Origin of the sequence: [Mannheimia] succiniciproducens MBEL55E (assembly GCF_000007745.1) — a bacterium.
Lineage (GTDB): Bacteria > Pseudomonadota > Gammaproteobacteria > Enterobacterales > Pasteurellaceae > Basfia > Basfia succiniciproducens.
Map to the genome: position 1 here is coordinate 846,934 of NC_006300.1, position 15,744 is coordinate 862,677.

Annotated in this window: 13 protein-coding genes; 5 read left to right on the forward strand and 8 right to left on the reverse strand. The window is 43.7% G+C overall.

Translation table 11 applies throughout. The annotated features are described in order from the left end of the window. From dnaX to MS_RS04065, 4 genes are all read left to right on the forward strand, one after another. Positions 1-2,082 carry a DNA polymerase III subunit gamma/tau gene (gene dnaX, locus MS_RS04050; RefSeq protein ID WP_011200049.1) on the forward strand — a complete coding sequence of 694 codons (2,082 nt, stop codon included), beginning with the start codon at positions 1-3 and terminating at the stop codon, positions 2,080-2,082. A 3-nt stretch (positions 2,083-2,085) separates the two neighbouring features. Continuing rightward, on the forward strand, positions 2,086-2,952 hold the full coding sequence (locus MS_RS04055) for an endonuclease/exonuclease/phosphatase family protein (protein ID WP_011200050.1): 867 nt from the start codon (positions 2,086-2,088) through the stop codon (positions 2,950-2,952). 82 nt (positions 2,953-3,034) lie between these two features. Beyond that, positions 3,035-3,751, forward strand: a complete 717-nt coding sequence (locus MS_RS04060) for a YwiC-like family protein (protein ID WP_011200051.1) — start codon at positions 3,035-3,037, stop codon at positions 3,749-3,751. A gap of 50 nt (positions 3,752-3,801) precedes the next feature. Further along, entirely contained in the window at positions 3,802-4,485 is a 684-nt protein-coding gene (locus tag MS_RS04065) for a tetratricopeptide repeat protein (RefSeq protein WP_011200052.1), read from the forward strand. A 59-nt stretch (positions 4,486-4,544) separates the two neighbouring features. On the opposite strand, the gene parC is transcribed toward MS_RS04065, so the two are convergent. From parC to MS_RS04095, 6 genes are all read right to left on the reverse strand, one after another. Next, positions 4,545-6,791 (reverse strand): DNA topoisomerase IV subunit A, encoded by a 2,247-nt coding sequence (gene parC / locus MS_RS04070; protein WP_011200053.1) that lies wholly within the window; start codon positions 6,789-6,791, stop codon positions 4,545-4,547. 48 nt (positions 6,792-6,839) lie between these two features. Further along, positions 6,840-7,934, reverse strand: coding sequence for a copper-containing nitrite reductase (nirK, locus tag MS_RS04075; RefSeq protein WP_041639647.1), 1,095 nt, complete (start codon positions 7,932-7,934; stop codon positions 6,840-6,842). 72 nt (positions 7,935-8,006) lie between these two features. Next, positions 8,007-9,905, reverse strand: coding sequence for a DNA topoisomerase IV subunit B (gene parE / locus MS_RS04080; RefSeq protein ID WP_011200056.1), 1,899 nt, complete (start codon positions 9,903-9,905; stop codon positions 8,007-8,009). 122 nt (positions 9,906-10,027) lie between these two features. Continuing rightward, on the reverse strand, positions 10,028-10,966 hold the full coding sequence (locus tag MS_RS04085) for a bile acid:sodium symporter family protein (protein ID WP_041639648.1): 939 nt from the start codon (positions 10,964-10,966) through the stop codon (positions 10,028-10,030). Between the two features lie 231 nt (positions 10,967-11,197). Then, a complete protein-coding gene (locus MS_RS04090; protein ID WP_011200059.1) occupies positions 11,198-11,941 on the reverse strand; it encodes an alpha/beta fold hydrolase in 744 nt (247 codons plus the stop codon). Positions 11,942-12,183: 242 nt separating this feature from the next. Then, positions 12,184-13,371 carry an iron-containing alcohol dehydrogenase gene (locus MS_RS04095; RefSeq protein ID WP_041639650.1) on the reverse strand — a complete coding sequence of 396 codons (1,188 nt, stop codon included), beginning with the start codon at positions 13,369-13,371 and terminating at the stop codon, positions 12,184-12,186. Between the two features lie 109 nt (positions 13,372-13,480). On the opposite strand from MS_RS04095, the gene MS_RS04100 reads away from it, so the two are divergent. Then, complete coding sequence (locus MS_RS04100; protein WP_041639651.1) at positions 13,481-14,383, forward strand: LysR family transcriptional regulator; 903 nt, start codon at positions 13,481-13,483, stop codon at positions 14,381-14,383. Between the two features lie 49 nt (positions 14,384-14,432). On the opposite strand, the gene MS_RS04105 is transcribed toward MS_RS04100, so the two are convergent. Continuing rightward, positions 14,433-15,284, reverse strand: a complete 852-nt coding sequence (locus MS_RS04105; RefSeq protein ID WP_041639653.1) for a DMT family transporter — start codon at positions 15,282-15,284, stop codon at positions 14,433-14,435. 2 nt (positions 15,285-15,286) lie between these two features. Further along, positions 15,287-15,706: a Cu(I)-responsive transcriptional regulator gene (gene cueR / locus MS_RS04110; RefSeq protein WP_011200063.1), complete on the reverse strand. Its 420-nt coding sequence runs from the start codon at positions 15,704-15,706 to the stop codon at positions 15,287-15,289. Between the last annotated feature and the right edge of the window lie 38 nt (positions 15,707-15,744).

Here is a 15,744-nt window from a genome sequence, read left to right on the forward strand (position 1 = left end):
ATGAGTTATCAAGTTTTAGCACGAAAGTGGCGGCCGAAAAACTTTGCCGAAGTTGTCGGACAAGAGCATATCTTGGCCGCACTTTCTAACGGCTTAAGGGAAAATCGCCTGCATCACGCTTATCTCTTTTCCGGCACCAGAGGCGTTGGTAAAACCTCTATCGCTCGTCTTTTTGCCAAAGGGTTAAATTGCATGGATGGTGTCACGGCGGAGCCTTGCGGTAAATGTGCGCATTGTAAAGCGATTGAAGAAGGTAACTTTATCGATCTTATTGAGATCGATGCGGCATCACGTACGAAAGTGGAAGATACGCGCGAATTGCTGGATAACGTTCAATACAAACCCGTGCAGGGGAGATATAAAGTATATTTGATTGACGAAGTACATATGCTTTCCCGTCATTCTTTTAATGCGTTATTAAAAACCTTGGAAGAACCGCCGGAATATGTCAAATTCCTACTGGCTACAACGGATCCGCAAAAATTACCGGTGACGATTTTATCCCGTTGTATGCAATTCAATCTAAAAGCTTTAGATCAAAAACAAATCAGCCATCATCTACAACATATTCTTAAGGAAGAAGAAATTCCTTATGAAATGACCGCACTTGATAAACTGGCAAAAGCCGCCCGGGGCAGTATTCGTGACAGCTTAAGTCTTACTGATCAAGCGATTGCTATGTCTAACGGTAACATCAGCCGGGATGTTGTGCGTGTGATGCTTGGTTTATTGGATGACAATCAGCCTATTGAAATTCTCTATGCGTTACAGCAAGGTAACGGCGAGAATTTAATGAAAGTGATTCAAGCGGTTGCGGATAAAGGCGGAAATTGGGATGAATTGCTTATTGAAGTAGGTGAAACTTTGCACCAAATTGCCATGCAACAATTGCTACCTTCAACAAGTAACGATGAAACTCAAATCGGTTTCTTAGCGAAACATATTGCGCCGGAAGACGTGCAGTTGTTCTATCAGATTGTTGTGAACGGTCGCAAAGAGTTAGCGTTCGCACCAAATCCCCGTATCGGTGTGGAAATGACTTTATTGAGAGCGTTAGCCTTTCATCCTAAGCTTGTTCAAAGCCAGCCGAGCCAACAAGAGCAGCTATCGAACGTTCAAACCTACGTACAAAGTGCGGTTAAAAAAACTGAAAATTTAGTGGATATGCCGGTTGTGTCGCAATCCATTAAAGCGAAGTATGAATCACCGGCACATTCCGCTGCGGCAAATGCGGAACAACCAAGTTCAGCTGCGCTTAGCGCTCTGGAACAAATTCAAAAATTGCGTTCTCAGGCGAGCGGAAACGGCGAAAAAAAAAACGTTAATGTAACTTCTTCTCCTCTAACTGAAACCGATTCTTCAAGTTTATCCGATTTATCCGAAACTTCGCCAAAAGTGACCGCACTTCCCGTAGTTACCATGCAGAATAAATCAAAAAAACAGGCGGATTTGTTAGACCGTTTGGTTAACCTCTCCAATTCAAAAAATACAGAAACGGAAAATGCCGAAGATAGTGCGGAAAATACGGAAAACGATTCGGAAGATGAAACCAATTTGGCTGAAACCTACCGCTGGGAATGGACTAATCCTGAATTAGCGCAGGAAGAAACCGCCGTTCGACCGTCTGATATTAAAAAAGCAATCTTGCAGGAAAAAACGCCCGAGGTGATTACAAAAGTAATTGCCATGGCGGACGAACGGGACGAATGGACGAAAACCGTCTCGCAACTACATCTTGACGAATTGAAGCTGGTAAAGCAAATCGCCTTAAATTCCGTGGTGTTAATTCAGCATGAGAATGAAATGAAGTTAGGATTGCGATCCGCACAGAAGCATTTAGTGCGGGATAAATCCGTTGAAATTTTGCAGGATGCCTTAACTAAGTTTTATGGAAAAACAATTAATTTAACCATTGATTTCAATGATGACGAAAGTCTGTTTACGCCGCTTGATCACCGTCGTCAAATTTATCAGGAGCTGAGCGAACAGGCAAAAGAAGACTTGCTGAAAGATAAGAAAGTCCGGCTGTTGCAGGATATGTTCGACGCAAAATTGGATATGGACAGTATTCGTCCGGTTTAAATTATGGGTAGATTAAAGCGTTTTTTACTGATTTTTGTTCTTGCGTTTTTTGCCGCAGGAGCCTATTTTTTTTATACCGTTCAGATTTTCGAACAGCCCAAAATTTCTTTCAATTCGGCTCACCCCTCCTCGCTAACCCCGCAAAATCAATATTGCTTTGCAGTGAATTCACCGCTCCAAATTATTCGGCAAAACCGATTTAAATTTGTAGTATGGAATATTCACAAAGGATTGGATGAAGGTTGGCAACAAAGTTTGCAGCAATTTGCTCAAGAAGCTGATTTTTTGTTACTACAGGAAGTCGCCAGCACGCAGCAATTGGCGCAGGAAATTCCGCAATTTTCCACCGCACTTTACGTTACCTCGTTCAGTTACTTGGGGCGGGAATCAGGCGTTAGTATTTTAGCCAAAACCATGCCGCAGCGAATTTGTGGCGGTGCTGAGAAAGAACCCTGGATTTTGATTCCTAAAGTGGGTAATGCTATGACATTTCCCTTACAAAACGGGCAATCTTTATTAGTGGTTAATTTGCATTTGGTAAATTTTGAATTTCATCCTACAAGCTATCGCAATCAGTTGGAAAATATGATGCGACTGGTCGCGAAGCATCAAGGACCGATTATTTTGGCGGGTGATTTTAACAGCTGGAACCAGCCGCGTTTAAATTTGGTTCGCCGTTTTGCGAAACAATATCAATTAAATGAAGTGAATTATCACCCCGACGAACGTTTACGATTCTTAACCAATCCGCTCGATCATGTTTTTGTGCGCGGATTGAATGTAATAACAAGCACGACGGTAAAAACATCAAGTTCGGATCACAATCCGATTTTTGTGGAAGTCGCGTTAGACAAGCCAAATTCTAAATAGAACTCGTTCGTTTCTTTTTTTTTTTTCATAAAATAGTTGGGTATGATAGCCCATTATTATTTTTTACTATAAGCAAATTCCTATGAAACTATTGATTTCAAACCAGCATGGTGCGATTGTAATGGCATTAATGCCGTTTTTTTACGGTATGTTATTGTCTCAACCTGTTTGGGCGCATATTTTCTTATTATTGGCCTGGTTTTCATTATATTTATTAAGTTATCCTTTTTTGAATTTGTTTAAAGGGCGTAATTTGGCACAATATAAAACATGGGTATGGATTTATGCTTGCGCGGTTATTATTTTTGTTATTCCGGCTCTGATTTATAATTGGAAAATATTATATTTTGCACTGACTATCGCTTTGTTATCATCGGTAAGCGTTTATTTCGTCAAGCAAAAAAATGAGCGGGCATTTTTAAATAATTTAAACGGTATCGTTATTTTTGCCGTTGCGGGAATGGGGGCTTACTATTTTGCCGATTCGGTTTGGGATTATAAAATCTGGCAAGTGGCTTGCTACCCTAGCTTGTTTTTTATCGGGACGACACTTTATGTAAAATCAATGATGAGGGAGCGAAAGAACCCGCTTTATTTGAAACTCTCAATTATTTTTCATATTGGTTGTATTTTAGTCTTTCTATTTGTGCAACAATATATTCTTACTTTAGCATTTATTATACCGTTGGTTCGCGCTATTTATTTACCCGCTAAAAAATTATCGGTGAAACAAATAGGTCTTATTGAAATGGCGGTTTCTTTGTTATTTTTTGTCATATTATTATGGGCAACCATTTAGATACCGGAAGTTTAGAAATTTAGGCGTTAGAAGTTTAGGTAGTAGCAGTTATGAAATTGAAATATAAATTATGCATAGCATTATTTGCCTGGGTGAGTGCTTTCCATGTAGCGGCGGCACCGCAGACACATGCGGAAGTCTCGAATGTAACAACGGAATTGAACGATATTCAAATTCGTTTAAAGGCGCAACAGTCGGCGGATAAAGGCGATTGGAAAACCGTCTATACGCTGTTATTGCCGCTTGCTCAACGGGGTGATTCGCAAGCACAGGTTAATTTAGGTATTTTATTTTCATCGGGACGCGGAGTTGAAAAGAATTTAGAAAAGGCTTATTGGTGGTTTAACGAGTCGGCGGAACAGGGCAACGCTAAAGCGGTAACTTACATCGGCTTGATGTATTTAGAGGGCGTCGGCGTAAAACAGGATACCAAACATGCTATTCGGATTTTAGAAAAAGCGGGGCGGGTAGATTATCCGCGGGCGATGTTAGCTTTGGGTAACGCCTATTATATGGAAAAAAATTTGCAGAAATCTTTTCTGTGGTTTGAACGTGCCGCTATGAAAGGTGTTAGCGAGGCGCAATTTAAATTAGGCATGATGTATGAAAAAGGCGAAGGCACCCATAAAGATGAAGAACAGGCCGTTTATTGGTACCAAACATCCTTAAAGGCCAATGACGATATTGCGGAATTCGCCAAAGAACGTTTATCGGCATTAGGCCGGCTCCGATAAATTAGGCGGGTAAAAAGGCAAGCGGGTTTAATCCGCTTGCCTTTTTATATGGCGACAGCTTAGTTCGGTTCAACAACTGTAATTTCCGCCTGACTGGTAAGCCCTCTCGGTAACTGCGTACCTTTGCGCCCGCGTTCGGCTCGATATTTTTGCAGATCCTCAGGTTTTAGCGTGATTTTGCGTTTACCGGAATGAAATACCAAACTTGAGTTTTCACTAATTAGCAACAATTTTACCAATAAATCGGTGCGTTCTTTGGCACTTGCCGCCGGAATGGTAACGATTTTATTTCCTTTGCCTTTTGATAAGGATGGTAGATCCTTAACCGGGAAGATCAGCATTCTACCCGCAGCCGTTAACGCTACTAAAAGTGCGGTAGAATTTTCAATATTTTTCGGCGGTAACACTTTTGCATTTTCAGGCAGGCTGATTACCGCTTTACCGGCTTTATTGCGAGCGATTAAATCTTCAAATTTACAGATAAAACCATAACCCGCATCGGAGGCCATTAACAATTGTTGGTTTTCGTTTTCAATTAACAGATAGTCAACAGAAGCGCCTGCCGGCAGCGTAAGTTTGCCGGTTAACGGCTCGCCTTGTGAGCGGGCGGAAGGCAATGAAAGCGGATCCAGCGCATAGCTGCGACCGCTGCTGTCGATAAATACCGCAGGTTGGCTGGATTTGCCGCAGGCATGGGCGAGATATTTATCGCCGGCTTTATAATTTAATCCTTGCGGATCGATGTCATGACCTTTGGCACAGCGCACCCATCCCATCTCGGAAAGAATGACGGTGACAGGTTCCGCCGGAATCATTTCGCTTTCGGAAATCGCTTTGGCTTCCGCGCGTTCAACAATCGGCGAGCGTCTTGGACTGGCGTAGGTTTTTGCATCCTGCTGGATTTCTTTTTTGATCAAGGTATTTAAACGACGCTCGGAGGATAAAATCTGTTCTAACTGCGCACGTTCCTGTTCCAATTGATCTTTTTCCGCCTGTAGTTCATGTTCTTCCAATTTGGCTAAATGGCGCAAGCGCAGGTTCAAAATGGCTTCCGCCTGTTCGTCTGACAGCTCGAAACGCGCCATCAAAACCGGTTTAGGTTCGTCCTCATTACGAATAATATGAATGACTTCATCAATATTAAGATAAGCGATCATCAAACCCTGCAAAATATGCAGGCGGGAAAGCACTTTATCCAAACGGTATTGCAAACGGCGGGTTACCGTGCTGCGACGGAAAGAGAGCCATTCGGTTAAGATTTGCAGCAGATTTTTTACCGCCGGTTTATTGTCTAAACCGATCATATTCATGTTTACGCGGTAATTTTTTTCTAAATCCGTGGTGGCGAATAAATGCGCCATTAAGGCTTCCGAATCCACCCGGTTGGAACGGGGAACCAGCACAATACGCACCGGATTTTCGTGATCCGCTTCATCGCGGATATCTTCAACCATCGGCAGTTTTTTAGCCGTCATTTGCTCGGCGATTTGGGCGATTACTTTCGACGGCGAAGCCTGATGAGGCAGCGCGGTAATAATAATTTCGCCGTCTTCTTTTTTCCATACCGCACGCATTTTAACGGAACCGCGACCGTTTTCGTAAATTTTACGGATTTCTTCTTTCGGCGAAATAATTTCCGCTTCCGTCGGGAAGTCAGGGCCTTGCACCAGGGTAAGAATGTCATCAAGAGTGGCTTTCGGATTATCCAGCAGCATTACCGCCGCATCGGCAATTTCGTTCAGATTATGAGGCGGAATATCCGTCGCCATACCGACGGCAATCCCTGTGGTGCCGTTGAGTAAAATGTGCGGTAAGCGGGCCGGCAAATATTGCGGTTCAAGAATTGTGCCGTCAAAGTTCGGTTGATAATCCACTGTGCCTTGCCCTAATTCGCCAAGCAATAATTCGGCAAATTTGGATAAGCGGGATTCCGTATAACGCATGGCGGCGAAGGATTTCGGATCGTCGGGGGCGCCCCAGTTTCCTTGTCCGTCTACCAGCGGATAACGGTAAGAAAAAGGTTGCGCCATTAACACCATGGCTTCATAGCAGGCGGTGTCGCCATGGGGATGGAATTTACCCAATACATCCCCCACGGTACGCGCCGATTTTTTATATTTGGCGGTGGCGTTTAAGCCCAGCTCGGACATAGCATAAACAATACGGCGTTGTACCGGTTTCAGCCCGTCGCCGATAAAAGGCAGGGCGCGATCCATGATTACATACATGGAATAATTCAAATAAGCACTTTCGGTAAAAGTGCGCAGAGGCATTTGTTCAATGCCTTCATAATTGATTTCAGACATAATTTTTATCTTTTATTAACAAAAAGTGCGGTCGGTTTTTTGGAAATTTTAATGCTTAAATCCCGTATCGATATCGGAATCCGGATTGCGTTTGTCATAAGGCTCATCACGTAATTTCCCACTGAAAATTTCAGGATTTTCATCACCTTCAATCATCAATGTGCCGCGGGCCCCTTTGTCGGCACGGAAAATCGAATGATCAATAAATGAATATTGCCCCGGTACCGGAATAGTCACTTCGCTAATCATGGCGCCACCGGAAGGAATCAAGGTCGTTTGCACGTTATGATTTTGCAGTGTGCCGCCTTCCACATAAACCGTATCGAAAGTTTTCCCGATTAAATGGAATGAAGAAGCCTTATTCGGGCCGGCATTGCCTACATAAAAACGGATTTTTTCGCCCACTTTCGCTTTTAAGGCTTTTTCGCCCTGCATTGAGCCGTAATGCCCGTTGAATACAACGTAATCAGGTAATTCATAAGCGGCTTTTTCCGTGCTGAATACTTGCAAACCTTGCTCGCCGAAGCTACCGTTGGTATAGAATTCGTTTTGCATAATGTAAAATTCTTTATCCGCCGGCGGGAAACCTTCTTTAGGTTCTACCAGCATTAACCCGAACATGCCTTTGCCGATATGGGTTCCTGCGCCGGGAATCGAAGCGCAGTGGTAAACGTATAAGCCCGAGCTTAGGGTTTTGAAGCGATAAACCGTGGTACGTCCGGGTTTTGTACTGCTCACCATTGCCGTACCGTCCGGCGCGGCGGAAGCGTGGAAATCCAGGCTATGGGGCAGCCCCGAGTTAATCGGGTTGGATAAATGTACTTCAACGGTATCGCCTTCCCGCACGCGAATAAAAGGTGCCGGCGTTGAACCGTTAAAAGTCCAGTATTTGAATTTGACGCCGGGCATAATTTCCATCATGCGATCGGCGGCTTCCAATTTTACCACGACATTGGCCGGCGTGGTACGGTTTACCGGCTTAGGCACATTAGGCGCGTAAGTGAGTTCGGCTTCAATGCTCGGTAATTCGCTTGAAAGAGCGGTGCTTTTTACCGAAGTTTTATCAGGTTGATTATCCGCCCAAACATTGGTTGAAAGTACGGTTGCTGTGGCAAGCAAAATCGCAATAGTTGTTTTTTTCATAGAAATTCCTTTCATCTTTCAAGTTGGCAAACTAAGGAAAAAATCGCTGTTTTTCGACCGCACTTTTAGATCTTATACGGTTAAATCCACTTGATCGCCTTTGGTTTGCAGCCAGTTTTTACGATCTTCCGCGCGTTTTTTGGCAAGCAGCATATCCATAAGCTCAAAGGTTTCCGTCATATTGGTCTCGTCCTGTTCATAGGTTAATTGAACCAAACGGCGGGTATTCGGCTCCATGGTGGTTTCCCGCAGTTGTGACGGATTCATTTCACCCAAACCTTTGAAGCGTTGCACGTTCGGTTTGCCCCGCTTGCTTTTTAACCGATCCAAAATGCCTTCTTTTTCGCTTTCATCCAGGGCATAAAATACTTCTTTACCGAGATCGATACGGTAAAGCGGCGGCATGGCGACAAAAACGTGCCCTTGTTGTACTAATTTAGGGAAATGGCGCAGAAATAACGCGCAGAGTAGGGTGGCAATGTGCAACCCGTCGGAGTCCGCGTCGGCGAGAATACAGACCTTGCCGTAACGGAGTTGAGACAAATCGTCGCTGTCGGGGTCAATACCTAAGGCAATGGCGATATTATGCACTTCTTCCGAGCCTAAAACCTGGTCCGAAGACACTTCCCAGGTATTTAAAATTTTGCCCCGCAGCGGCAAAATCGCCTGATATTCGCGGTCTCGCGCTTGTTTGGCCGAACCGCCCGCGGAATCGCCTTCCACTAAGAATAATTCGGTTTTTTCCAGATCCTGTTGGGAGCAATCCGCTAATTTACCAGGCAATGCCGGGCCGCTGACTAATTTTTTGCGCACCACTTTTTTAGAAGCGCGTAAACGGCGTTGTGCCGAGTTAATGGCAAGCTCGGCAAGCTGTTGACCGATTTCCACATTTTGGTTCAGCCATAAACTGAAGGCGTCTTTTACCACGCCGCCGATAAATACGGCGCTTTGGCGGGATGATAAACGCTCTTTGGTTTGCCCGGCAAATTGCGGATCGTGCATTTTGAGAGAAAGCACATAAGCGCAGCGATCCCAAATATCATCCGCTACTAATTTTACCCCGCGGGGAAGCAAATTGCGGAATTCGCAAAATTCGCGCATTGCGTCAAGCAAACCTTGGCGTAAACCGTTTACATGGGTACCGCCCTGAATGGTCGGAATGAGGTTTACGTAGCTTTCGGCAATAAGTTCGCCACCTTCCGGCAGCCATAATAACGCCCAACTGACCGCTTCGCTGTCTGCGGAAAAATCACCGATAAAAGGCGTTTGTGGCAATGCGTTGTAACCTTGTACCGCTTCAATCAGGTAATCGGATAAACCGTCCTGATAACACCAGGATTCTTCCGTATCGTTGACCTTATCCGTAAATTTTATTTCAAGACCGGAACAAAGTACCGCTTTAGCGCGTAATAAATGGCGCAGACGGGTTACGGAGAATTTATCGCTGTCGAAATATTTTGGATTCGGCTTGAAACGAACGGTCGTTCCCGTATTGCGGCGACCGCAAGTGCCGATAACCTGCAATTCTTCAATTTTCTGACCGTTGGAAAAAACGATTTTATAAATCTGTCCGTCACGTTTAACGATGACTTCCACTAATTCGGAAAGCGCGTTTACCACGGAAATCCCCACTCCGTGCAGACCACCGGAATATTCGTAATTTTTATTGGAGAATTTGCCGCCCGCATGCAGTTTCGACAGGATTAATTCAATACCCGACACTTTTTCCGTCGGGTGAATATCTACCGGCATACCGCGACCGTTGTCGATAACTTCGAGGGATTGATCCTTATGCAAAATAACTTCGATTTTATTTGCGAATCCCGCTAAGGCTTCATCGACACTGTTATCGATTACCTCTTGCCCTAAATGATTCGGGCGGCTGGTGTCGGTGTACATACCTGGACGGAGTTGAACGGGTTCTAAATCTTTGAGAACGGTTATATCTTCTGCGGAATAATTATTTGCCATAGGTCAAGTTTATTTAGGGTTATTTATTTTTCAAATCAAAATAGGCAAAGATTCTAACAAAAAAGTGCGGTGTTTTCGACCGCACTTTTAGGTATTTGTTGAATAATTTGAGCTATATCTAATTATTTCTTATCATCATTTTTAATATTGGCGAAAATATTGGCTAAAATCGGGCCGGAAACATTATGCCAAAAACTGAATACCGCACTTGGTACTGCGGCAATCGGATTGAAATGTGCGGCGGCAAGGGCGGCGCCTAAGCCCGAGTTTTGCATCCCCACTTCAATGGAAACCGCTTTACTGTCGGCAATATTCAGTTTGAACAAACGGGCGCCGAAAAAGCCCACTAAATAGCCCAAGCAATTGTGCAATACCACCACACCGAAGATCAACAAACCGGATTCCACAATTTTATCTTTACTTACGGCCACTACCGCAGAAAGAATCAATACGATTGAAATCACCGAAACCAACGGCATGGTACGGCTGATCTCACTAATACTTTTTTTGAAAATCGCACGTACGATTAAACCTAAGAAAATCGGAAATAAAACCATTTTCAATACCGACATAAACATTGCGCCGGCATTAATATCCAACCATTGGCTTGCGAGAATATAGAAAATTGCCGGGGTAAGGAATGGCGCCAACAAGGTTGAAATTGTCGTGCAGGCGACGGAAAGTGCGGTGTTGCCGCGGGATAAATAAGTCATTACGTTAGATGAAGTACCGCCGGGGCAGGAGCCGACCAGAATTACGCCCACAGCCAGGTCCGCCGGGAGATTAAAGATTTTTGCCAAACAAAAGGCGATTGCCGGCATAATTACGAATTGCCCCGCTACACCGATAAAAACCGATTTCGGATGTTTGAATACTTCGCCGAAGTCATTGAAGGTTAAGGTAATCCCCATACCGAACATCACCAGCCCTAACAGATAAGGAATATAAGGAGCGAAAATGGCGAATTGCGCCGGAAATTGAAAAGCTAAAAAAGCAAATACCAACACCCAAAGGGCGAAGGTTTTGCTCATAAAATTAGTGAATTTTAAAAATGTTTGCATATTGAATAGTTCCTTGATTTTAAAAAGGCATTTAAAATAGCACAAAATTGCTAAATTAGTTAAAAATCAACGTAAATATTTTACTAATCGGTGAAATTTGCCGATTTTAGCTTATGTAAATTTAAATGTTGTATCCAAAATGCAATACAGCGAAGTCGTAAAGAAAAAAGAAGGGAATTTATTACAAAAAAGTGCGGTCAAAATTTATCGTTTTTTATGACCGCTTTAAATTTATTTTATATGCGTACGACCGGACGATATTTTCCTTAATAAAGCCTCGGTAAATAATTCTGGTTGTTCAACCATTGGACTGTGTCCACTGTCTTTAATTATGGTCATTGAGGTTTGCGGGAAATTTTTAGCTATGTCAATCCAAGGTTCTATTGGGGTTATAAGATCATATTGACCCCAAATAAAATCAATGGGAATGGATATTTTTTGTAATACGTCGGGAACATCATATTTGCGGCTAAAATATAACCAACGGACAATGTTGCGGAAGATTTTTTCTGTTCCGAATAAGTATTTTACTTCTTCGATGCCGTGCGGCGGGATTTTGCTTTGATCATAAAATATGCGAGAACCAAGTAGTGTCGTATATTTATCCTTGCCGGTTTTTAGTTCGTCAAGAGATACACCCGCCTCCATTTCAAGTTGCCCTGGTGCTCCGCTCATGATAACACCTTTAACTCGATCTTTTCGTTGAAAAGCATAATGTAATGCAATTAATGCACCCAGCGAATTACCAACTAAATATACGGGAGTTGAACAGTTTTCAGTAATGGTATCTAATTCGGTGAGAGCTTTTTGCTGACTGCCTTCAAAGGCAACGGGGATGGGATCGGTGAAAGTGAAGGTTTTGAATCCTTTATCTTGTATATTGCGAACAACGGAATTCCAAATCCAGCCGCCCGCAAATAAGCCGGGTAAGAAAATAATAGGTTCTCCGTTTCCCTTTGTTTCATATAACATCATATCAGTCTCCTTAAAAAAACTGTCTATAATATAACCAATTATGAATGTGATTACAAATTGGGAATTATTATTATTTTTAGTTACAGGTGCAAAAAGCTATCGCCAACAATGGTAAAAGCGTATGGATAAAAGCATTTGGAGGGCGTTAGGCCGATAGCGGTTTTCTTTACACATAAAAAAGTGCGGTCAAAAAATTCAAAATTTTTAACCGCACTTTAATCATAAAATAGCTAATAAGCTAACTACGCATTTTGCGCCGCCGTATAAATTGCCGCCATATCCTGTTCATATAACGGTTTTGCGGCACCGATACAACCTTTAGAGGCGATGGCGCATTTTTTTGCCATTTCGGCAATTTGTTCAGCCGTAGCGTTAACGCCCAGTTCGGATAAATTGGTCGGCATATCGATGCTGCGGAAGAAGTTTTCCATGGCTTCGATACCTTTTAAGGCGGTTTGTTCCGCATTTTCAGCCGGTGCAACACCCATCACCCGAAGGGCAAAACGTTCGAAACGCGGTAAAAGCGCTTGGTACACATATCTCGCCCAATGTCCCCAAACCGCCGCCAAACCTGCGCCGTGAGTGACGCCGAACATACCGCTTAATTCGTGTTCCAGCATGTGGGTCGCCCAGTCACCGTTGCCGCCGCCGCAATTCGTTAAGCCATTATGGGACAAACTGCCGCTCCACATAATTTCCGCTCTGGCCTCATAATTTTGCGGATCTTTTGCCAGAATTTGTGCATTTTTCATCACGGTTTTCAATAGGCTTTCGGCAATACCGTCGGTAATTTCCATGGTATCGTGCGGAGTGAAATAACGCTCCATGGTATGCATTAAAATATCCACGTTACCGCTGGCGGTTTGATATTTTGGCAAAGTCATGGTGAGTTCCGGGTTTAAAATTGAGAATACCGGACGGGATAAATTATTGCTGTAGCCCCGTTTGATGTCTCCTTCCTCTTTGGTGATTACGGAACTTTCACTCATTTCACTACCGGCTGCGGCAAGGGTTAATATGGTGGCAACCGGCAAACAAGCGGTGGCCTGGCGCTTGCGATCGTAAAGTTCCCAGACGTCTTTATCCGGCTCGGCTACGCCGTAGGCAATGGCTTTGGCTGAGTCGATTACACTACCGCCGCCGACGGCAAGAATAAAGTCCACCTGTTCTTTTTTGCATAATTCAATACCTTGATAAACCAGTGATAACAACGGATTAGCCACCACGCCACCCAGTTCCGTATAGGCAATACCGGCATTATCAAGAGAAGCTTTAACGCGATCTAATAAGCCCGATGCTTTCGCACTATTGCCGCCGTAATGAATTAACACTTTTTGACAGCCTTGTTCTTTAATCAATTCGCCTACCTGCTGTTCGGTTTGTTTACCAAACACAATTTTAGTTGGGGTATAGTACTCAAAATTTTGCATAGTCATTACTCCTGTTACGAAACTATCGGTTATTTTAAAAAGCAATTTATTCCTATACAATGAGTAAATTAAGAATAAAGAATTCCTGAATCGGGAATAAAGAGGGATGATGTTAGATAAAGTGGAAGCCGTTCGTTATTTCTGTATAGCCGCGGAAACCCTGCATTTTCGGGAAACCGCCAACCGCCTCGCCATTTCGCCGCAGGTGGTTACACGTATGATTGCGGAACTGGAACGGGAATTGGGCGAACCTTTATTTAAGCGTAATACCCGCAATATTTCACTGACGGATTTCGGTCAGGCCTTTTTGGCTGACGCCCAACAATGGTTGAAGGCGACGGAAACTCTGTTTCAAACGGATTTTAAAGAATCCATGAGCGGAACGGTGCGAATTACCCTGCCAAGATTGCCCAATAATGATGTGATTTTAACGGAATTATTGACCGCACTTTCGCCCTATCCCGATTTGCATATCGACTGGCGCCCCGATACCGCCTTATATAATTCCATTACCAGACAAATTGATATCGGCATTCGTATCAGCCTGGAAATGGAACCCCATTTTATCGCCAAAAAAATTACCCATATCAAAGAGCGTATTGTGGCGAGTACCGCTTTACTAAACCGTTTAGGTCAACCGCGGGATCTGGACGACCTGCAAAACCGTTTTCCGCTTTGCGCGGAAATCAACCCGCAAACGGGCAAAGCATGGCATTGGTTCAATACGGCGGAGCAAAGTTTTGTCGCGAAAAAACCGTATTTTATGAGTTCGGAAAGCTATAGCAATCTGGCGGTAATTTTGAAGGGATTAGCCATCGGAGTATTGCCCGACTATTATTATCTGCCGCATGTACAGACCGGTAAGCTGAAAATCTTATTTCCCGACTTGCCGATCCCCGAGTGGAAGATGTTTCTGTATCGCCCCTATCAGGAAAACACCCCCTTGCGGGTGATTCATGTGTTTGGCTTGCTGGAGAAGATTCTGGTTAAGCATTATCATACAACGGGTTAATGCCTGTTGATTTGGATAACAGGCATTTTGATCATTTTTTCTGGTTTAACTATCTTCTGAAATTCACAACGCCCACAGAAAGCAGAATAATCAGGCCGCCTATGATCATGCGTAATCCCGGTTGTTCGCCGAGCCAAATCCAGGCGATCAGAATAGCGTAAACAGGTTCAAGGGAGATAATCATTGCGGCGGTTCGGGCGTTGATTATGTTCAGGCTTGAAACAAATAAGGTGTAGGCAAGGCTGGTGCATAGCAAACCGAGACAGGCGATCCAAAACCAATCCGTTACCGAAACCGCAGGTAATTTGTGAGCGGCAAAGGGAAATAGCAGGATTGAACCTATTAAATATTGCCACCAACTGGCTTGTGTGCCGGAGAGTTTGTTGATGTTTTTTCGATTTAAAATAGCAAGAATGCCGTAAATTGCACCGGAAAAAATTCCCCATAATAAGCCTTGAGTGGATTGATTGCCGAATTCGAATTGCGGAGTGACTAAAATTAAGCCGATAGTGACGGCGATTAATAAAATCAGTTCGCGGCGTTTTAACTTTTCCTGAAAGAACAATCGTTCAAATAGCGCTACAAAGCCCGGAAAGCCGGCAAAACCAAGAGTGGCGACAGCAACGCCGCCCACTTTTACCGCGACATAAAACGTGACCCAATGAGCCGTTAGGAGAGCGCCCGACAGAGATTGATTCGCCACATCTTTGGTTGAAAGTGCGGTCAGTTTTTCTCGTTTTATTAAGAAATAAACCGATAACGCGAGAAACGCGATTATCACCCGCCCTAACACAATTACATCGGAATCGGCGCTGATAATGACGCCGAGAACGCCGGTCAATCCAAAAAGCACGGCGGTAAAATGCACTTTAATCAGTGCTAAATTATAATTATTAACCATTATTATTTTTTCTCGGCATGATGGTCGCAACAATTTGGTTTGCTGAGCCCTTCGATAATCGGACAATGTTCGGAACCGTCGCCCGGGCATTGATTGGCAAGGGTTTGCAATTGCTGTCTCATTTGTTGCAATTTGCCGATTTGATTATCAATTTCTGCAATTCTGGCGAGAGTTTTGGCTTTAACATCCGCACTGCGGCGATGAGGATCCTTATAAAGTTCCAATAATTCTTTGCATTCGGGGAGTGAAAAGCCGACCAAACGAGCCTGGTGCAATAAGTTTAGTTCTTCTACGTGTTTTTGATTGTATTGGCGGTAGCCGTTCAGCGCACGTTGAGGCGCTGTAATTAGACCTTTTTCTTCATAAAAACGAATGGACTTTGCCGTTAAATTCGTTTTTTTCACAATTTCATTGATATTCATAGCATTCCTTTTGAGTTTCGCTAATTTACTCTTGACCT